We start from the raw sequence: 19,079 nt of genomic DNA, 5'->3' as shown, positions 1-19,079 counted from the left end.
CATCCCCGCGCGAGCCATGGATAGGGCAAGCCGACTATTGTATATAGGTTATAGCCAGCCTTTAACTAGGGCGTCATCCCGGGCGCCGGGGGGTGCCCTGGCACGGTTGCTGCCTGCCCCGTCAAATGGGGGCGAAACCCGCCAGGAAAAGCCCCTTGGCGGTCAATTTTCCGCCGGCTACTCCACCCCGCGTGCGCGGTCCGCGGCAAATTGGGCACGCCAGGCGTCGAAACGGCCTTCGCCGATGGCCTCGCGCATTTCCTTCATGATAGTCAGATAAAAGTGCAGGTTGTGCAGCGTATTCAGCCGCGCGCCCGTGATTTCGTTGGCGCGCTGCAGGTGGTGCAGGTAGGCGCGCGAGAAATTGCCGCAGGTATGGCAGCCGCAACTGGGGTCCAGCGGACGGGTGTCGTCGCGGTATTTGGCGTTGCGGATCTTGACGTCGCCAAAGCGGGTGAAGAGCCAGCCGTTGCGGGCGTTGCGGGTGGGCATGACGCAATCGAACATGTCCACGCCGCGGCTTACGCCTTCGACCAGGTCTTCCGGCGTGCCCACGCCCATCAGATAGCGCGGGGCCTGGGCGGGCAGCTTGGGCGTCACGTGCGCCAGGATGCGCATCATGTCTTCCTTGGGCTCGCCGACCGACAGGCCGCCGATCGCGTAGCCGTGAAAGCCGATGTCCTGCAGTCCCGCCAGGGATTCGTCGCGCAGCGACTCGTACATGCCGCCCTGGACGATGCCGAAGAGCGCGTTGGGGTTGCCCAGGCGGTCGAATTCGTCGCGCGAGCGGCGCGCCCAGCGCAACGACATCCGCATCGAGCGCGCGGCTTCCTCGACGGTGGCGGGCCGGCCGTCGATTTCATAGGGCGTGCACTCGTCGAACACCATGACGATGTCGGAATTGAGCGAGCGCTGGATGCGCATGGATTCTTCGGGCGTGAGGAACAGGCGCGCGCCGTCGATCGGGGAGGCGAACTTCACGCCTTCTTCCGTGATCTTGCGCATGCCCTGCAGGCTGAACACCTGGAAGCCGCCGGAGTCGGTCAGGATGGGTTTGTCCCATTGCATGAAGCCATGCAGCCCGCCGTGCTTTTCCATGATTTCCGTGCCCGGGCGCAGCCACAGGTGGAAAGTGTTGCCCAGCACGATCTGCGAGCCGATTTCCTTGAGCTCGTGCGGCATCATCGCCTTGACGCTGCCGTAGGTGCCTACCGGCATGAAGATAGGGGTCTCGACCACGCCATGGTTCAGCGTGATGCGGCCGCGGCGGGCGCCGCCGTCGGTGGCAAGCAGTTCGAAGTTCAGTCCGGTCATTGGGCGGGGGTTTCGATGAACATGGCGTCGCCGTAGCTGAAGAAGCGGTAGCGCTGGGCGACGGCGTGGGCGTAGGCGCGGCGGATGGGCTCGACGCCTGCCAGCGCCGACACCAGCATCAGCAGGGTCGACTGGGGAAGGTGGAAGTTGGTGACCAGGGCGTCCACGACACGGTACTGGTAACCGGGGGTGATGAAAAGGCGCGTATCGCCCTGGGCGGCGGCCAGCGGGAGGCCGGGGGCGGTGCGCCCTTCAGTCTGCGCGGCGGCGGATTCCAGCGCGCGCACGCTGGTGGTGCCGACGGCGATGACGCGGCCGCCCTTGGCGCGGGCGGCCTCGATGGCATCCACGGTGGCCTGGGGCACCGTGAACCACTCCGAATGCATGATGTGGTCGGCCAGGTTGTCGACGCGCACGGGCTGGAAGGTGCCCGCGCCCACGTGCAGGGTGACGAAGGCGCGCGAAACGCCCAGGTCGGCCAGCCGGTCCAGCGTGGGCTGGTCGAAATGCAGGCCGGCGGTGGGGGCCGCCACGGCGCCGGGTTCGCGCGCATAGACCGTCTGGTAGCGCTCGTCGTCGCCGGCGTCGGCGGCGTGGGTGATGTAGGGCGGCAGCGGGGTCGCGCCGTGCGCGTCCAGCAGATCCAGCACGGGTCCCGGAAACCGGATGTCGAAGAGTTCGCCCTCGCGACCCAGGACCGTGGCGTCGAAGGCGTCGGCCAGGCGCAGCACCATGCCGGCGCCGGGAGACTTGCTGGCGCGGACATGGGCCAGAACGCGGTCGGGTTCGGTGATGCGCTCGACCAGCACTTCGATCTTGCCGCCGGTGATCTTGTGGCCGGCCAGGCGCGCCTTGATGACGCGGGTGTCGTTGAACACCAGCAGGTCGTTCGGACGCAACAGCGCGGTCAGGTCCGCGAACAGCCGGTCGTGCAGCTGGCTGGCCGCGTCCAGGTGCAGCAGGCGGCTGCCTGTGCGCTGGGCGGCGGGCGTCTGCGCAATCAGCTCGGGCGGCAGGTCGTAATCGAAGTCGGAAACGGTGAGGGACTGGGTCACGCGGATATCGGTATCAGAGAAATCGGGCCCTGCAAAAGGCAAGCCAGGCCGTACGGCCGGGCTCGGGGCAACCGGCTATTGTAAAGGGGACAGTTAATAGGGGCGGATCGAGCCGGCATCGCTGCGTATCGGTTTCGCTTGCGCCCGGCACGCAGATGGAACGCTGAGCTCCGTCGGGCGAAGCAAAAGCCGTCCAGCCTGCTTGGCGCCGCCCGCAACCGTTCCAGGTTTTGTATGCTCTCGGTTTTGCGGGACAAGCAACCGGGTAGGACGTGGCATGACGGGACAAGCGATGAGGCGTGTGGGCGGACTGAAACAATGGCTGGCCGGCGGACTGCTGGCACTGGCCGCTGGCGCCGCCTTTGCGCAGGTGCCCGGGTTGCCGCCCGACGTCGTCAAGGCCTGGAAAGCCAGCAAGCTGCCCGACAGTTCCTTGTCCCTGGTGGTCCAGGAAGTCGGCGGCCCGCGCCTCGTGGCGCTCAATGCGAAGGAAGCCCGCAATCCCGCGTCGGTGATGAAGCTGGTCACGACCTGGGCGGCGCTGTCCGAGCTGGGTCCCAACTACGTCTGGCGCACGGAATTCATGACGGCGCCCGGCGCCCGGCCGGACGCCAAGGGCGTGCTGACCGGTCCGCTTTACCTGCGCGCCGGCGGCGACCCGCAGTTTTTGCTGCAGGATTTGTGGACGCTGCTGCGGGAATTGCGGCTGCGCGGCGTCAAGCAGATCAACGACCTGGTGATCGACCGCAGCATTTTCGGCCAGGTGGCGACCGACCCGGGCGCCTTCGACGGCGCGCCCGATCGCGCCTACAACGCCAGCCCCGACGCGCTGATGGTGGGCTTTGGCGCCCTGCGCCTGTTGTTTACGCCGGATCCCGTTGCCAACAAATGGGTGCCGCTGATCGATCCGCCGCTGCCCGGCCTGAAGATCGAAGGCCACGTGGAATGGAGCGACGTCCGCTGCCCGGGCCCTCCGGTGGTCACGACGGACCCGCTGATCACGCAGCAGGGCGTCACGATCCGGGTCAACGGCAAGGTGGCCGGCTCCTGCGGCGAATTCAGCCTGTACCGCCTGGCGCTTTCGCAGCCCGACTACGCCACCGAAGTCTTCCGCATGCTGTGGAAGGAACTGGGCGGCACGTTCAAGGGGCAGGTCCGCGCCGGCATGGTGCCGGCGGACGCGGTGGTGCTGGCCTCGCACGATTCACCGACGCTGGCCGAAGCGATCCGCCAGATCAACAAGCGCAGCAACAACGTCATGGCGCGCACCCTGCTGCTGACGTTGGGCGCGGAACGGGGCCGGCGGCCGGCTACGGTCGGCAGCAGCGAGGCCGTGGCCAAGGACCTGCTGGCCAAGCAGGGACTGGACATGCCCGAACTGGTCATCGACAACGGCGCCGGTTTGTCGCGAGACGCCCGGGTATCGGCGGACAGCCTCGCCTCCATGCTGACCGTCGCGTGGAATTCGCCGGTCATGCCGGAATACATTTCGTCCTTCGCCATCGCCGGCGTGGACGGCACCGTGCGCCGCCGCTTGAAAGGCAACGGCACGCTCGGCATGGCCCACCTGAAGACCGGCTCGTTGCGCGACGTGCGCTCGATCGCCGGCTACGTGCTGGGCGCCAGCGGCAAGCGCTATGTGGTCGTCAGCATCGTCAACCACGAACAGGCCGGCGCGGTCCGCGCATTCGACGACGCCTTGATCTCCTGGCTCGCCGAACAATAGGTAAACCGATTACGATCCTTGGGTGTGGCTCGATACCGGGCGGCGCGGGTGCGCCGTGCCGGTCCGGTTCTGCCCGAGGCCAAAACCTCTGACCAACAAATAATTCTGGAGTGTTACGCACATGCCCGTGCACGAAATCCGCCATCCGCTGATCCGCCACAAGCTCGGGATCATGCGGCGCGCCGACCTCAGTACCAAGAGCTTCCGTGAACTGTCGCAGGAAGTGGGCGCGCTGCTGACGTATGAAGCGTCCAAGGACCTGCCTTTGGCGCCCGCCACCGTCGAAGGCTGGTGCGGGTCGGTGCAGGTCGAGAAGATCGCCGGCAAGAAAGTCACCGTGGTGCCCATCCTGCGCGCCGGCATCGGCATGCTGGACGGTGTGCTCAGCCTGATTCCCGGCGCGAAAGTCAGCGTCGTGGGCGTGGCGCGCAACGAAGAGACCCTGGAAGCGCATACGTACCTGGAGCGCCTGGTGGGCGAACTGGACCAGCGCCTGGCGCTGATCGTCGATCCCATGCTTGCGACCGGTGGATCGATGGTGGCGGCCATCGACCTGCTCAAGCGCGCGGGCTGCAAGGAAATCCGCGCCCTGGTGCTGGTGGCGGCTCCGGTGGGCATCGATACCGTCCTGGCCAAGCACCCGGACGTGCATATCTATACCGCGTCGATCGACGATGGCCTGAACGAGCACGGCTACATCATGCCGGGCCTGGGTGACGCCGGCGATCGCATTTTCGGCACCACCCAGAAGACCGAGTAACGTCTCAACGGCCCCGGCGTCGGCCCATCATCGACCGGCTACGCGGGCAAGGGCTGGCGCTGCCCGTCCAGGTGCTGGCCGAACCAGTGCAATTGGGGCGCCAGTCCGGCGACCTCGCCCACGATCAGCAGGGCGGGGGACCGGATGGCGTGTTCCTCGGCCAGTTCGGGCAGCCGCGCAAGCTCGCCCGACAGCACGCGCTGCTCCGGGCGGCTGCCGTTTTCGATCAGCGCGAAAGGCGTCTGCGGTGAACGGCCGTGGCGCAGCAGGCGCTGGGTCAGCAAATCCAGCTGCCCGACCCCCATGTAGAACGCCAACGTCTGTTTTTCGCGGGCAAGCGCGGGCCAGTCCAGATTGTCTTCATCTTCGCGGCAGTGTGCGGTGATCAGGCGCACCGACTGCGCGTGTTCCCGGTGCGTCAGCGGAATGCCGGCATAGGCCGCACAGGCCAGCGCCGCCGTGATGCCGGGCACCACTTCATAGCGCACGCCGTGGGCGCGCAGATATTCCAGTTCCTCGCCGCCGCGCCCGAAGATGAAGGCGTCGCCACCTTTCAGCCGCACGACGCGGCGTCCTGCCTGCGCGTGTTCGACCAGCAGCGCATGGATGCGCGCCTGGGTGGCGTGGTGGTTTTCGCCGGGCAGCTTGCCCACCGACACCCGTTCGGCGTCGCGGCGGGCCAGGGACATAACCTGGTCGCTGACCAGGCGGTCATACAGGATCACGTCGGCTTCATTGAGGGCGCGCAGGGCCTTGAGCGTCAGGAGGCCGGGGTCTCCGGGGCCGGCGCCCACCAGCACGACGCTGCCCGCCCCGGGGGCGATCGGCGCGGCCAGGGCATCGGAAAGCGCGGCCTCGGCCTGCTCGGGCTGCTGCTGGCGCAGAAAACCGGCCACCGGGCCGTCCAGCAGCCAGTCGTAGAAGCGGCGGCGAGCTCCCAGGTCAGGATGGCTGGAGCGGATGCGCTTGCGGTACGTGGCTGCCAGGCCCGCCAGTTGGCCCAGCGTGTGGTCGAACAGCGACTCGATGCGTTCGCGGATGCGGCGGGCCAGCACGGGCGCCACGCCCGACGAGGAAATGGCGACGATGACGGGGGAGCGGTCGACGATGGACGGCACCTGGAACGACGACAGTTCAGGGTCGTCCACCACGTTGCTGAAAATGCGGCGGGCTTCGGCGGCTTCGGACACCGCGGCATTGACGGCGCGGTCGTCGGTGGCGGCCACGACCAGCCACACGTCCTGCATCCATGCGGGATCGAACAGTCCGGGCAGGTGACGGATACGGCCCTCGGCAGCCAGCGAGACGAGGGCGGGCGTCAATTCGGGGGCGCCGACGACAACGTCGGCACAGGCCTCCAGCAGGGCAAGGGTCTTGCGCTCGGCGACGGCGCCGCCGCCCACCACCAGTACCAGCCGGTCTTTCAGATCGGCAAAAATCGGGAAAAGCTTCATGAATGCCAGCCTCGGGCGTACCCGGCTTGATGTGGGTCGATCATAGGGACGGGCTCTCATCCCCACAACTTTCGATTTCTTTATTCCATATAGCCATAACTTATTTGGCCGTCTGTTTAAGCGCTGCCCAGCCATTGGCTCATTTCGACGACCTCGCGGGCGACTTCTCCCAGCCGCTTCTGGCTTTGCATGGCGCGTTCGCGCAGTAGCCGATGCGCTTCGTCCTCTGGAATCGAGCGCGTCTTCATGAGGATACCCTTGGCCTTTTCCACCCACTGCCGGTCCGCCAGCCGGAGTTGGGCCTCGCGCAGCTCTTCGCGGCGCGATTTCTCCATGGCGAAGCGCTCGATTGCCACGGTCAGCAGCGGCTCGATGCGGGCGGCGGGCACGTCGCCCACTACATAAGCCGCGACGCCGGCGCGCAGGGCGGTGCGGATGGTTTCGCGGTTGCCGTTGTCGGTGAACATCACGACCGGGCGGTCGCTGTGCTCGCTGGCGACACAGACGTTCTCGAGCGTGTCGCGGCCGGGGGCGTCGCTGTCGATCAGCACCACGTCGGCGGCGGACTGGGCGATGCTGGCGGCCAGGTCCGCGCCGGGCGCCACTTCGGCGACGACGTGCACGCCCGCCGCGGCAAGCGTTTGCCGTAGCGACGCCGCGCGTCCTTCGCCATCGTTCAGCAGCATGACCTTCAGCATGAGACCCCCCTGGTGTTTCTGTTCACGCAAGTTCCATGCCATCGCGTTCGCCTGTGGCGGGAGCTGCGCGCGCACGGTCGCGGGGCGGGCGCCGCACGGGGATGGTGCACTGCGGCATCGCGTCGCGCACCAAGTTGGCTCCGGCCCTGATTGAGCGGTCTCCGGACCGCGGCGTCGCCCCGGACGGCAAAGCCAGCGGTGATGCGGGTTGCGGCCCGGTTGAAGAAGGTCGGCCAAAACCTGGCACAGCGTTTGCTTGAGTGAAAGCGGGGCGGCCAACGGCGGTCGCCTGACGCAATGCGCCGCGATTCGCGGCTAGGGACAACGACGTTCCGCAGCGCCATCGGATGCGATTCCGAGGCGTGCGGAACGTTTTTTTTTTGCCGTTTTCTCCAGGAGCCATGCATGACGCCTATGACCCGCAGCCCCTCGACCGACGCCGCGCGCGCCGAAACGACCGCCAACGCAGGCCGCCGCAAATGGCTCAGCGGAACGGCGCGCGCGGTCGCAGGCGCGGGCCTGCTCTCTTTGGTCGACCCGCTGGTGCGCGCCGGCGCCTGGGCCGCCGGCACCGATGCGCCGGAAAAGACCGAGGTGAAGATCGGCTTCATTCCGTTGACCGACTGCGCCTCCGTCGTGATGGCGTCGGTGCTGGGTATCGACAAGAAATATGGCGTGAAGATCACGCCCTCCAAGGAAGCGTCCTGGGCGGCCGTGCGCGACAAGATGATGAACGGCGAACTGGATATGGCGCACGTGTTGTACGGCCTGGTCTACGGCGTGCACATGGGCATCGGCGGGCCGAAGAAGGACATGGCCGTGCTGATGAGCCTGAACCAGAACGGCCAGGCGATCACGCTTTCGAACAAGCTGCTGGAAGCCGGCGCGCGAGACGGCGAATCGCTGGCCAGGCTGATGGCGTCGGACAAGCGCGAATACACCTTTGCCCAGACCTTTCCCACCGGCACGCATGCGATGTGGCTGTACTACTGGCTGGCGGCCCATGGCATCAATCCGATGAAGGACGCCAAGGTGATCACCGTGCCGCCGCCGCAGATGGTGGCCAATATGCGCGTGGGCAACATGGATGGCTACTGCGTGGGCGAGCCCTGGGGCGCGCGCGCCATCATGGACAAGATCGGCTTCACGACGGTGACGTCCCAGGGAATCTGGACGGACCATCCGGAGAAGGTCCTGGGCACCAGCGCCGATTTCGTGACCCGCAATCCGAACACCGCGCGCGCCGTCACCGCGGCGATTCTCGAGGCCGGCAAGTGGATCGACGCGTCGCCCGAGAACCGCCGCAAGACGGCCGAGACCATCGCCGCCAAGTCCTACGTCAACACGGACGCAAGCGGCATCGTGGACCGCATGCTGGGCCAGTACGACGATGGCCTGGGCAAGAAGTGGACCGACGAGCACGCCATGCGTTTCTACGGGGACGGCGCCGCCAATTTCCCGTACCTGAGCGACGGCATGTGGTTCCTGACCCAACACAAGCGCTGGGGCCTGCTGAAGGAACATCCCGACTATCTGGCGATCGCCACGCAGATCAACCGTATCGATCTCTACAAGCAGGCCGCGCAGGCCGCGGGCGTTGCGCTGCCCGCGAGCGACACGCGCACGTCCAAGCTGATCGACGGCGTGGTCTGGGACGGCAGCAATCCCGCGGCTTACGCCGACGGTTTCAAGGTCAAGGCCTGAACGGCCACACGAAAAGGGGACTCGCGATGTCTACCGTAACGATTACGCGCCGCGGCGACGAACTCGCCGCCTTGTGGCGGGAACGCCTGGAATCCGCGCTCAGGAAGACAGTGGGGCCCGTCGCCGGCTTCGCGCTGTTCGTGCTGGTCTGGCAAGTGGTGGCGATGCGGATCCCGGAGATCCCGACGCCCGGCGTCACGTGGCGAGCGGCCGTGGAACTGTTTTCCGACCCGTTCTACGACAACGGCCCCAACGACAAGGGCATCGGCTGGAACCTGTTGGCGTCATTGGAGCGCGTGGCCGCGGGCTTCGGGCTGGCGGCGCTGGTCGGCATCCCCGTGGGTTTCGCGATAGGCCGCTATGCCGCCGTGCGCGCCATGTTCTCGCCCATCGTCAGCCTGCTGCGGCCGGTGTCGCCGCTGGCCTGGCTGCCGCTGGGGCTGCTGCTGTTCAAGGCGGCCAATCCCGCGGCGATCTGGGCCATCTTCATCTGTTCGATCTGGCCGATGATCATCAACACCGCCGTGGGCGTGTCGCGCGTGCCGCAGGACTACCTGAACGTGGCGCGCGTACTGAACCTGTCCGAATGGAAGGTCACGACCAAGGTGCTGCTGCCCGCGGTGCTGCCCTACATGCTGACCGGCGTGCGGCTGTCCATCGGCACCGCGTGGCTGGTGATCGTGGCCGCCGAGATGCTGACCGGCGGCACGGGTATCGGGTTCTGGCTCTGGGACGAGTGGAACAACCTGAAGGTAGAGCACATCGTCATCGCCATTTTCGTGATCGGCGTCGTGGGGCTGTTGCTGGAAACCCTGCTGGTCGCGCTGGCCCGCCGTTTTACCTATACCGAGGAATAGCGCCATGAAGAAATTCGTACGCATCGAACGCGTGGGACAGACCTTTGACACCCGCAAGGGCGCCTTCGTGGCGCTGCGCGACATCGACCTGACCGTCGAGCAGGGCGAGTTCATCACGCTGATCGGCCATTCCGGCTGCGGCAAATCCACCTTGCTGAACCTGATCGCCGGCCTGACGCGGCCCACCAGCGGCGTCCTGCTGTGCGCCGAGCGCGAGATCACCGGCCCGGGTCCGGACCGCGCCGTGGTGTTTCAGAACCATTCGCTGCTGCCGTGGCTGACGTGCTTCCAGAACGTGCATCTGGCGGTCGAACGCGTGTTCGGAGCCACGGAAAAACGCGCCCAGTTGAACGAGCGCACGCGCGCCGCGCTGGACCTGGTCGGCCTGTTGCCGGCGCAGAACAAGCTGCCGCGTGAGATCTCCGGCGGTATGAAGCAGCGCGTGGGCATCGCGCGCGCGCTGGCGATCGAGCCGGGCGTGCTGTTGATGGACGAACCCTTCGGCGCGCTGGACGCGCTGACCCGAGCGCACCTGCAGGACGAGCTGCTGAAGATCGTGGCCAAGACCCGCACCACCACCATCATGGTGACGCACGACGTGGACGAGGCCGTGCTGCTGTCCGACCGCATCGTGATGCTGACGAATGGTCCCGCCGCCACCATCGGCGAAATCCTGCCGGTGCCGCTGCCCCGGCCGCGCGACCGCGTGCGGCTGGCCAACGACCCGACGTACCTGGCGTGCCGCGCCGGCGTGGTGGACTTCCTGCACCGCCGCCACGGCAATCCCGAGCGTTCGCAGGCCGCGGCGCAGGTCAACGCCGCCCTGGTCGCCGTCCCCGTCTCGCTCGAGGACGCGGGCGCCTCGCGCGCCGCGGCATAGGGGGCTGGCCATGGACGCGAAGCAGAAGCTGGTGGTGGTGGGCAACGGGATGGCCGGCATCCGCGCCGTCGAGGAATTGCTGAAGCTGGCGCCGGACCTCTATGACGTCACGGTGTTCGGCGCGGAGCCCCATGTCAACTACAACCGCATCCTGCTGTCGCCCGTGTTGACCGGCGAGCGGACGTTGCAGGACATCGTGCTCAACGACGAGGAATGGTATGCCCGCCACGGCATTCGGCTGCTGCTCAACCGCAAGGTGACGCATATCGACCGGGCGCGGCGCATGGTGCAGGCCGACGATGGCTCGCACACGCCCTACGACCGGCTGCTGCTTGCCACCGGCTCCAAGCCATTCATCCTGCCGGTGCCGGGGCACGACCTCGAAGGCGTGATCGCGTTTCGAGACATCAACGACGTCAACCTGATGATCGACGCCGCCCAGCGCTACCGGCATGCGGTGGTGATCGGCGGTGGGCTGCTGGGTCTTGAGGCCGCGAACGGGCTGGCCGCCCGGGGTATGGACGTGTCCGTGGTTCACTTGGGCGCCGCGCTGCTGGACCGGCAGCTGGACGGCGAGGCCGCCGCCCTGCTGCGCCAAAACCTGGAAGCCCGCGGGTTGCGTTTCCTATTGCAGCGCCAGACGCAGGCCATCCTGGGCGGGACCGACGGGCGCGTGCGGGCGGTGCGTTTCGCGGACGGAGATGAAATTCCCGCGGATCTGGTCGTGATGGCCGCCGGGGTGCGGCCGAACACGGAGCTGGCCCAGCGCTGCGGCCTGCACGTGGACCGCGGCGTGGTGGTCAGCGACACCTTGCAGACGTTCGATCCGCGCATCTACGCGGTGGGCGAATGCGTCAGCCACCGGGGAACGGCCTACGGCCTGGTCGCGCCCCTGTTCGAACAGGCAAAGGTGGCGGCCAACCATCTTGCGCTGCACGGCATCGGCCGGTACGAAGGAAGCGTCACGTCGACCAAGCTGAAGGTCACCGGCATCGACCTGTTTTCGGCCGGCGACTTCGCGGGCGGGGCCCAGGCCGAAACGATCACTCTCGCCGACATGCCGGGCGGCGTCTACAAAAAGCTGGTGATTCGCGACGACCGACTTGTGGGCGCCTGCCTGTACGGGGACACGGCCGACAGCGCATGGTATGTGCGCCTGATTCGCGAGGGCGCTGGAATCGGCGCATTGCGCGACCAACTCATGCTTGGCGAAGGCGCGGCGGGGGAGTAGGGAATGGATATGCCGATGGCTCGCCGAATCGATATCCGGCACGAAGGCGAACGCGAAGTCGCGTCGATCTGCTGCTATTGCGGCACGGGTTGCGGCGTACGCGTGCAGGTGCGCAACGACACGGTCGTGGGCGTGCGCGGCGACGAGTCGCACCCCGCGAATCGGGGACGCTTGTGCAGCAAGGGCCTGGCCTTGGCGGACACCGTGCGGCGCGACGGCGCCCGGGTGTTGTCCGCGCAGTGGCGCGCGGCGCGCGGACAGCCCTTGCGGGACATCGGGCTGGACCATGCGCTGGACATGGCCGCGGACCGGCTGGCGGGCGCGATCGGCCGGCATGGCCCGGACTCCGTGGGCTTTTACCTGTCCGGCCAGTTGCTGACCGAGGATTACGCCGTTTTCAACAAGCTGGCGCGCGCGCTGGCCGGCACGAACAATATCGACACCAATTCGCGCCTGTGCATGTCCAGCGCGGTGTCGGGCTACAAGCGCACGCTGGGCGCCGACGCGCCGCCCGCCTGTTACGACGACCTGGAGCTGGCGGACACCGTGCTGATCGCCGGGTCCAACATGGCCTACGCGCATCCGGTGCTTTTCCGGCGGCTGGAAGCGGCGCGCGCAAGCCGGCCCGGCATGAAGGTGATCGTGGCCGATCCGCGGCGCACCGACACCGCCGCATTCGCCGACCTGCATCTGCCGCTGGCGCCGGGGTCGGACGTGGCGCTTTTTCACGCCATGTTGAACGTGATGCTGCGCGAAGGACTGGTCGATCCTGGCTACATCCAGCGCCATACCGAGGGCTTCGAGGCGCTGCGGGAACGTGTGCAGGCGTACACACCCGATGCGGCGCAGCGCATCTGCGGCGTGCCGGCGCGGGACATCGTCCAGGCGGCGCGCTGGTTCGGCCAGGCGGGCGCGGCGTTGTCGCTGTACACGATGGGCCTGAACCAGTCAGTGGCGGGCACGGACAAGAACACCGCGCTGATAAACCTGCACCTGGCGACCGGCCAGATCGGACGTCCGGGCGCCGGGCCGTTTTCCCTGACCGGGCAACCCAACGCGATGGGCGGCCGCGAAGCGGGCGGCATGGCGACGTTGTTGCCGGGCCATCGCGATCCCGCCTCGGCCAAAGACCGTGCCGACGTCGCGCGCCTGTGGGGCGTGGACAAACCGCCCGAGGCGCCGGGCGCGACGGCGCTGGACATGTTCGATGCCGTGCTGGAAGGGCGCATCAAGGTGTTGTGGATTGCGGCGACGAATCCGGCCCAGTCGCTGCCGGACCAGGCCCGGGTGCGCGCGGCGCTGGAACGCGCCGAGTTCGTGATCGTGCAGGAGGCGTTCGCCGGCACCGAGACGCTGGCGTATGCCGACCTGGTGCTGCCGGCGGCGACCTGGCCCGAGAAATCCGGCACCGTGACCAATTCCGAACGGCGCATCAGCCGTGTGCGCGCCGCGATCGCGCCGCCGGGCGACGCGCAGTCCGACTGGCGGCTGGCGCAGGCGGTGGCCCAGCGGCTTGCCAAAAGCATCGCGCCGGACAAGGCGGGGCTCTTCGCCTATCGCGACGAGAGCGAGGTCTTCGCGGAACATGCGCGCATGACGGCTGGCCGGGATCTGGACTACAGCGCGCTGGACTATGACGCGCTGGCGCGCAGCGGGCCGCAGCAGTGGCCGTATCGCCAGGGCCAGGGCGCGGCGCGCCTGTATGCCGACGGCGTTTTTCCCACGGCAAGCGGGCGTGCCCGCTTCTGCGACGTGTCCTGGCGGCCCACCGCCGAGACGGTGTCAGATGAATTTCCCCTGCAGCTCACGACCGGCCGGCTGCGCGATCATTGGCACACGATGGCGCGCACGTCGCTGGCGCCCGCGCTGACGCAGCACGTCGAAGAGCCCTGCGTGTCGCTGCATCCCGACGACCTGCGCCGCCTGGACCTTACCCCCGGCGCCCTGGTCCGGCTGCATTCCCCGCGCGGCAGCCTGGTGCTGCCGGCGCAGCCGGACGACGCCGTTCGGCCCAGCCAAGCCTTCGTTCCGATGCATTGGGGCAGCGCGTTCATGGCGGGACTGGGCGTGAACGCGCTGACGAATTCCGCCTCCGATCCGATATCGCGCCAGCCGGAACTCAAGTTCAGCGCCGTGCGCGCCGAACCGGCGGGCCTCGCCTGGCAGGCCGCGGCGTGGCGGCAAGGCGATGGCGCGTCCCTGCGCGCGCGCCTGGCGCCGTGGCTGGGCCGCTTCGACTACGCGGTCGTGCTTCCGGTCGGTGCGGGCGGCGTCCGGCTCAGGCTTGCGGCTCGCACCGCACCCGACGCCGGGCTGCTGCGGGAACTGGCCGATGCGCTGGACCTGCGTCGCCCCGACGTCGCGTACGACGATCCAGCCCGCGGCTGCCTGCGCCGCGTCGCGGCCGGACAGGGCGAGCTGCGCGCATTCCTGCTTACCGGAGACCTGCGCGCGCAGGACGCGTTGCTGGCCTGGGCGGCTGGCGGCGAGGCGCCAGCCAGCGTCGCGGCGCTGTTGACGGGGCGCGTGTCGGGAGCCGTTCGATCTCGCACCATCTGCGTCTGCAAAGGGGTGAGCGAGGCCGCCATCCTGGACGGCCTTGAGCGCGGTTGCGACCTGGCGGCGCTGAAGGAAACGCTGGGCTGCGGCACCGGTTGCGGCTCGTGTGTGCCGGAGATAAAGTCGCTGATGGAGCGCAGCCCTGCCGCGCAGGCGATGGCATAGCGGGGACACCCGCGCCGCATACGGCGCGGAAAGCGGTGGCAGAAAGCGCCTTTTGGCCGACACGTTCCGACATACGCCCGGCGCGGCAACCGGTGTAGTATCAAGCCAGCCGTCCCCCAGCGCGGGCGGCGATTTTTCGGATTTCTGGAGTGGCTTGTGACGACGATGCGAAAAATGGCATCCCTGGTTTTTGCGGCGGGCGCGCTGGGCGCGGCCGCCACGGCGCAAGCCGGCGTATGCGACGCGCAGTTCATGCACGACGGCGGCGCGGTGCAGCTTACCGGCACCGGCAATCTGGCGCTGGGCGCCGATCTGACCTTCGCCGAAGTTACAAAAAGCAATGGCGACAATTGTCGCGCGCGGGTGCAGGGCGTGGCGCGATTCAGCTACGCGGGCCTGCCGCCCGGTAAGTCCAAGCTCGATTACCTCATGACGGTCAAGGGCGGGCAGGCCACCTTCCTGCGCTACGCCAGCGCCGGCGAAGCGCCCAAACCCTCCGAAGGCCAGTTCGACCTTCGCATGCTTGGCCTCTTTGCCTACGACGGCAAGCTTGATGCCGGCCAGAAGCTGCCCGGTTCGTCGTTCCGCCTGAAGATCGGCAAGGAAGCTCCCGTGGGAGGCCAACCCAGCACCACCGTGCGCATCGGCGAAAAAACCGTCGGGCAAAAGGCGACGTTGGCCACCGCCCTGGGCAAGCAGTCCTGCCATCCCATCACGTACACACGCAATTCAGATCCCACGATGGCCACTTTTCAGGGCCTGACGATTCCCATCCCTGGAATGAACACGACGGTCACCGATTGGTATTGCCCGGCCGTGAACCTGGTGATGAAGCAGGACATCGATCAGGGCGGCGTGAAATCCGCGGTTGAGATTACGCAGATCAAGTAGCACCCGGTAGCAAGCATGCGGTTTCGGCCGCATGGCGGCTGGTATCATCGTTTCGTCATGGACACACAACAGGAGCTCAGAAAATGGCAACGAGAAAATCCGAAGACGTCGCAAAAGAAAAACTCATCGACAGTGTCAAGACCAGCCTGAATGACGCCGAAAGCCTGCTGCGCGAAGCGGCCAGCAGCACGGGCGACAAGGCCAACGAACTGCGCGATCGCGCGCTGACTTCGCTCAGGCGCACTCGCGAGGCCCTTTATGAAGCACAGGACGCCGTGCTGGAACGTGGCCGCAAGGCTGCCCGCGCAACGGACGACTACGTGCACGACAATCCCTGGCAAGCCATCGGAGTTGCAGGCGTGACCGGCCTGCTGCTCGGCTTGCTGATCAGCCGCCGCTGACAGGGCAGGGCGTCCGGGCGGCAGGCGCAGCGTTTCGCGGCGCCTGCCGCCCGGCGTTCTTTCAGCCATGGGTCTGCGAAAATCTGTTTTCGGTGTCGCCTCCAGCCTGGTCGGGCTGATGCGCACGCGGCTGGAGCTGCTGGCTCTGGAAGCCGCGGACGAAAAGGCGCGCCTGCTAAAGGTGCTGGGCCTGGCGTTTGCGGCCTTGCTGTTCCTGACGCTGGCGGTGCTGGTGGCCACCATCGCCATTGCCGTGGCCTTCTGGCCCACTGAAGACCGCTATCTGGCCCTGGGCCTGCTGGCGGGGTTCTATGGGGTCGCGGGTGTCGTCCTACTGCTGGTGGTGCGCCACGGGCTCGTCTACGGGCCGACGCCGTTTTCCGCCACGCTTGAAGAACTGGGCCGCGACGCCGAACTCTTCGAACGGGTGCGCGATGCCACCGCCGATGAGCCTTCGGCGGCGCGGCGGCGCGAGGAGACTTGAGCATGCATAAACGATCTCCCACCGTCGACCGCGCCGTGCGCATCGAATTGCTGCGCGCCCGCGCCGCGATCGAGCGCGAGTCGCTGGCGCAAAGCATCGTCTCCACCGGCCGCCGGCTGGAACCCGCTGCGTTGATCCGGGGGTTGCTGCCCGGGCTGGCGTCGGGCGGTGCTTCACGCTGGGCCTTGCAGGCCATCAGCCTGGCGCGCCGTTACCCCATCGTCAGCTCGTCGCTGTCGGCCATGGTCATGGGCGGGGGCAAACGGTCCAAGCTGCTGAAGCTTGCTGGCGGCGCGTTCGTGGGCTGGCAACTGTTCAAGACGTGGCGCGGCATGCGCGACGATCGGGACAGGGATTGAACCCCCGGTTTGCTGATACCCCAGCGCCAAAACAAAAACCCCGCCTTCATGGCGGGGTTTTTGTTTGACGCGCGCCTGACGGTAGACGCTTACAGCCCCAGTTGGCCCCAGATGTCGTCCACGCGCTTTTTGACGTCGGCATCCATCGTGATGGGGGTGCCCCATTCGCGGTTGGTCTCGCCGGGCCACTTGTTGGTGGCGTCCATGCCCATCTTGCCGCCCAGGCCGGAAACCGGCGAGGCGAAGTCCAGATAGTCGATGGGTGTGTTTTCCACCAGCAGGGTGTCGCGCACGGGATCCATGCGGGTGGTCATCGCCCACACCACTTCCTTCCAGTCGCGCGGATCGATGTCCTCGTCCACCACCACGATGAACTTGGTGTACATGAACTGGCGCAGGATGCTCCACAGCCCAAACATGACGCGCTTGGCGTGTCCGGCGTACTGCTTGCGGATCGACACGACGGCCAGCCGGTAGCTGCAGCCTTCGGGCGGCAGGTAGAAATCCACGATTTCCGGCAGCTGGCGACGCAAGAGGGGCACGAAGACCTCGTTCAGCGCGACACCCAGCACGGCGGGCTCGTCGGGCGGCTTGCCGGTGTAGGTGGAGTGATAGATGGGATTGCGCCGCATCGTGATCCGTTCCACCGTGAAAACCGGGAACCAATCCTGTTCGTTGTAGTAGCCGGTGTGGTCGCCGTACGGGCCTTCCAGCGCCATTTCGTAGCCGGAATCCGGCGGCGGATTGACGCCTTCGGGCACCACGGGCTTGATGGCGCGCGGGTCGGACGACGGGAGCAGGTGGCCTTCAAGAACGATCTCGGCCCACGCCGGAACGGACAGGTTGCTGCCCAGCGCCTGGGCGACCTCGGTGCGCGAGCCGCGCAGGAGGCCGGCGAACTGGTATTCGGACAGGCTGTCCGGCACGGGGGTGACGGCGCCCAGCGTGGTGGCGGGGTCCGCGCCCAGCGCAACGGCGATGGGGAAGGGCGTGCCCGGATGTGCGATCGCATGGTCACGGAAATCCAGGGCGCCGCCGCGGTGCGACAGCCAGCGCATGATCAGCTTGTTGGGGCCCAGCAGCTGCTGGCGGTAGATGCCCAGGTTCTGGCGCTTTGCGTTGGGCCCGCGCGTGATGACGAGTCCCCATGTCAGAAGCGGGGCCACGTCGCCGGGCCAGCAGGTCTGGATCGGCAGGCGGGTCAGGTCCACGTCCTTGCCTTCCCAGACGATTTCCTGGCAGGCGGGGCTTTTCACGTTCTTTGGGCTCATGTCCCACAGCGCGGACTTCAGCATGGACACCTTGGCCAGCGCGTCGCGCAGGCCCTTGGGCGCTTCAGGTTCGCGCAGCGACGCCAGGAGCTCGCCGATGTCGCGCAGAGCGCTGACATTGTCGGCGCCCATACCGCGGGCGACGCGGGAAGGGGTGCCGAAAAGATTTGCCAGCACGGGCATCTGCGCGGGCTGGCCATCGTGCAGGGCTTTTTCGAACAGCAGGGCGGGCCCTTCGGCGCGCAGCACGCGGTCGGAAATTTCCGTCATTTCGAGCCGCGTCGAGACCGGCGCGGCAATGCGTTTGAGCTCGCCCATGCGTTCGAGTTGGGCGATGAAGTCTCTAAGGTCGCGGTATTTCACTACAGATCCCAGCGATTTGGTTACATTTCAGGTTCAAAGAGAGGTTAACATTGACTCCCTCTTTTACACGCAGGAGGTTTTTATGCCCGATGCGTCAGTGGCCAGCCTGTTCAGGAACATGGCCCAAGGAGTGCACCAATATCTTGCCGAATCCCTGCGCATTTGCTCCGTCTATCTGGGCATCGCGGTCATTGTGACGGTAAGCATGGGATTCGCCCTGCCTGGTTTGCGCGACCAGGCATTGCAAGTGCACAAAGCCTTGTTGACCGCCCTAGCGCCTTCATCCATGCAGGCCAGCTCCGATATCGAAGCCGGCTCCGATCTGGGTTCCGACACTGCGTCGGCAATTGCCATGGCCGTACCCACCGCTCCCGCCAGCAATGCCACCGGCATGCTGGGGCCGGCCCGCGTCGCGCCGCCCGCGCCCAAGAAGACCGCTTCGGCGGCAACGGGCCCGCAGGCGGAAGCCTTGCGCAACTATATCTCGCGCAAGTACAAGGTCGCGTATGACGCGACTGGCCCGCTGTTGAACACCGTGTACAAGGTCAGCCGTGACAAGCAGCTTGATCCCTTGCTGGTCCTGGCCGTGATCGCCATCGAATCGCGTTACAACCCGCTGGCCGAGAGCCACGTGGGCGCGCAGGGCCTGATGCAGGTCATGACCAGCGTGCACCAGGACAAGTTCGACGCCGTGGGCAAGACCGCCCTGGATCCCGTCGCCAACATCGGAGTCGGCGCCACGATCCTGCGCGATTGCATCAACCGCCGTGGTTCCGTGGACGGCGGTCTGGCTTGTTACGTGGGTTCCACCGGGCCGGACGACAATGGCTATGGCGCCAAGGTGCAGGCGGAACGCCGCCGTCTGGCGCTGGCATCCGGCATCGCTCTGGCGCGCGACTGATCCGCG

At 67.1% G+C, this 19,079-nt stretch carries 16 protein-coding genes and 1 pseudogene; 12 read left to right on the top strand and 5 right to left on the bottom strand.

What is annotated here, in order from left to right; all coding sequences use genetic code 11:
- Window positions 1-177 precede the first annotated feature (177 nt).
- Both tgt and queA read right to left on the bottom strand, forming a co-directional pair.
- Complete coding sequence (tgt, locus tag RT614_RS06175) at window positions 178-1,314, bottom strand: tRNA guanosine(34) transglycosylase Tgt (RefSeq protein ID WP_313621028.1); 1,137 nt, start codon at window positions 1,312-1,314, stop codon at window positions 178-180.
- A complete protein-coding gene (gene queA, locus RT614_RS06170; protein WP_313621026.1) occupies window positions 1,311-2,369 on the bottom strand; it encodes a tRNA preQ1(34) S-adenosylmethionine ribosyltransferase-isomerase QueA in 1,059 nt (352 codons plus the stop codon). The genes tgt and queA overlap by 4 nt, the downstream gene beginning before the upstream one ends.
- Window positions 2,370-2,646: 277 nt before the next feature.
- Here queA and dacB point away from each other — a divergent pair, with 277 nt between their 5' ends.
- The gene (dacB, locus tag RT614_RS06165; protein WP_409558429.1) at window positions 2,647-4,095 is read left to right on the top strand and encodes a D-alanyl-D-alanine carboxypeptidase/D-alanyl-D-alanine-endopeptidase; all 1,449 of its coding nucleotides are present in this window, start codon (window positions 2,647-2,649) and stop codon (window positions 4,093-4,095) included.
- A gap of 121 nt (window positions 4,096-4,216) precedes the next feature.
- Window positions 4,217-4,855, top strand: coding sequence for a uracil phosphoribosyltransferase (upp, locus tag RT614_RS06160; RefSeq protein WP_054451547.1), 639 nt, complete (start codon window positions 4,217-4,219; stop codon window positions 4,853-4,855).
- Window positions 4,856-4,893: 38 nt separating this feature from the next.
- Here the strand turns inward: upp and cysG are convergent, their stop codons facing one another.
- Window positions 4,894-6,309, bottom strand: coding sequence for a siroheme synthase CysG (gene cysG / locus RT614_RS06155; protein WP_313621025.1), 1,416 nt, complete (start codon window positions 6,307-6,309; stop codon window positions 4,894-4,896).
- 116 nt (window positions 6,310-6,425) lie between these two features.
- The gene (locus RT614_RS06150; RefSeq protein ID WP_313621023.1) at window positions 6,426-7,049 is read right to left on the bottom strand and encodes an ANTAR domain-containing response regulator; all 624 of its coding nucleotides are present in this window, start codon (window positions 7,047-7,049) and stop codon (window positions 6,426-6,428) included.
- Between the two features lie 363 nt (window positions 7,050-7,412).
- Between RT614_RS06150 and RT614_RS06145 the strand changes: the two genes are divergently transcribed.
- The 9 genes and pseudogenes from RT614_RS06145 (at window position 7,413) to RT614_RS06105 (ending at window position 16,538) form a co-directional block, all read left to right on the top strand.
- Window positions 7,413-8,711: a CmpA/NrtA family ABC transporter substrate-binding protein gene (locus RT614_RS06145; RefSeq protein ID WP_313621021.1), complete on the top strand. Its 1,299-nt coding sequence runs from the start codon at window positions 7,413-7,415 to the stop codon at window positions 8,709-8,711.
- Between the two features lie 26 nt (window positions 8,712-8,737).
- Complete coding sequence (gene ntrB / locus RT614_RS06140) at window positions 8,738-9,568, top strand: nitrate ABC transporter permease (RefSeq protein ID WP_313621019.1); 831 nt, start codon at window positions 8,738-8,740, stop codon at window positions 9,566-9,568.
- A gap of 4 nt (window positions 9,569-9,572) precedes the next feature.
- Window positions 9,573-10,448: an ABC transporter ATP-binding protein gene (locus RT614_RS06135; RefSeq protein ID WP_313621018.1), complete on the top strand. Its 876-nt coding sequence runs from the start codon at window positions 9,573-9,575 to the stop codon at window positions 10,446-10,448.
- A 10-nt stretch (window positions 10,449-10,458) separates the two neighbouring features.
- A pseudogene (locus tag RT614_RS06130) lies at window positions 10,459-11,676 on the top strand (NAD(P)/FAD-dependent oxidoreductase); the annotation flags it as partial.
- A gap of 6 nt (window positions 11,677-11,682) precedes the next feature.
- Entirely contained in the window at window positions 11,683-14,403 is a 2,721-nt protein-coding gene (locus tag RT614_RS06125; protein WP_409558428.1) for a molybdopterin-dependent oxidoreductase, read from the top strand.
- 165 nt (window positions 14,404-14,568) lie between these two features.
- The gene (locus RT614_RS06120; RefSeq protein WP_409558433.1) at window positions 14,569-15,294 is read left to right on the top strand and encodes a hypothetical protein; all 726 of its coding nucleotides are present in this window, start codon (window positions 14,569-14,571) and stop codon (window positions 15,292-15,294) included.
- A gap of 83 nt (window positions 15,295-15,377) precedes the next feature.
- Entirely contained in the window at window positions 15,378-15,695 is a 318-nt protein-coding gene (locus RT614_RS06115; RefSeq protein ID WP_056326638.1) for a YqjD family protein, read from the top strand.
- A 67-nt stretch (window positions 15,696-15,762) separates the two neighbouring features.
- Window positions 15,763-16,179, top strand: coding sequence for a phage holin family protein (locus tag RT614_RS06110; RefSeq protein WP_313621013.1), 417 nt, complete (start codon window positions 15,763-15,765; stop codon window positions 16,177-16,179).
- 2 nt (window positions 16,180-16,181) lie between these two features.
- The gene (locus tag RT614_RS06105; RefSeq protein ID WP_313621011.1) at window positions 16,182-16,538 is read left to right on the top strand and encodes a hypothetical protein; all 357 of its coding nucleotides are present in this window, start codon (window positions 16,182-16,184) and stop codon (window positions 16,536-16,538) included.
- An 89-nt stretch (window positions 16,539-16,627) separates the two neighbouring features.
- Here RT614_RS06105 and ubiD read toward each other — a convergent pair whose 3' ends face one another.
- Entirely contained in the window at window positions 16,628-18,172 is a 1,545-nt protein-coding gene (ubiD, locus tag RT614_RS06100) for a 4-hydroxy-3-polyprenylbenzoate decarboxylase (protein ID WP_313621010.1), read from the bottom strand.
- Window positions 18,173-18,254: 82 nt separating this feature from the next.
- Here ubiD and RT614_RS06095 point away from each other — a divergent pair, with 82 nt between their 5' ends.
- Window positions 18,255-19,073 (top strand): lytic transglycosylase domain-containing protein, encoded by an 819-nt coding sequence (locus RT614_RS06095; protein WP_313621008.1) that lies wholly within the window; start codon window positions 18,255-18,257, stop codon window positions 19,071-19,073.
- The last annotated feature ends 6 nt before the right edge of the window (window positions 19,074-19,079 follow it).

Source organism: Achromobacter sp. (genome assembly GCF_032102605.1).
Lineage (GTDB): Bacteria > Pseudomonadota > Gammaproteobacteria > Burkholderiales > Burkholderiaceae_B > Achromobacter.
This window is presented reverse-complemented; position numbering and strand designations above follow the sequence as displayed.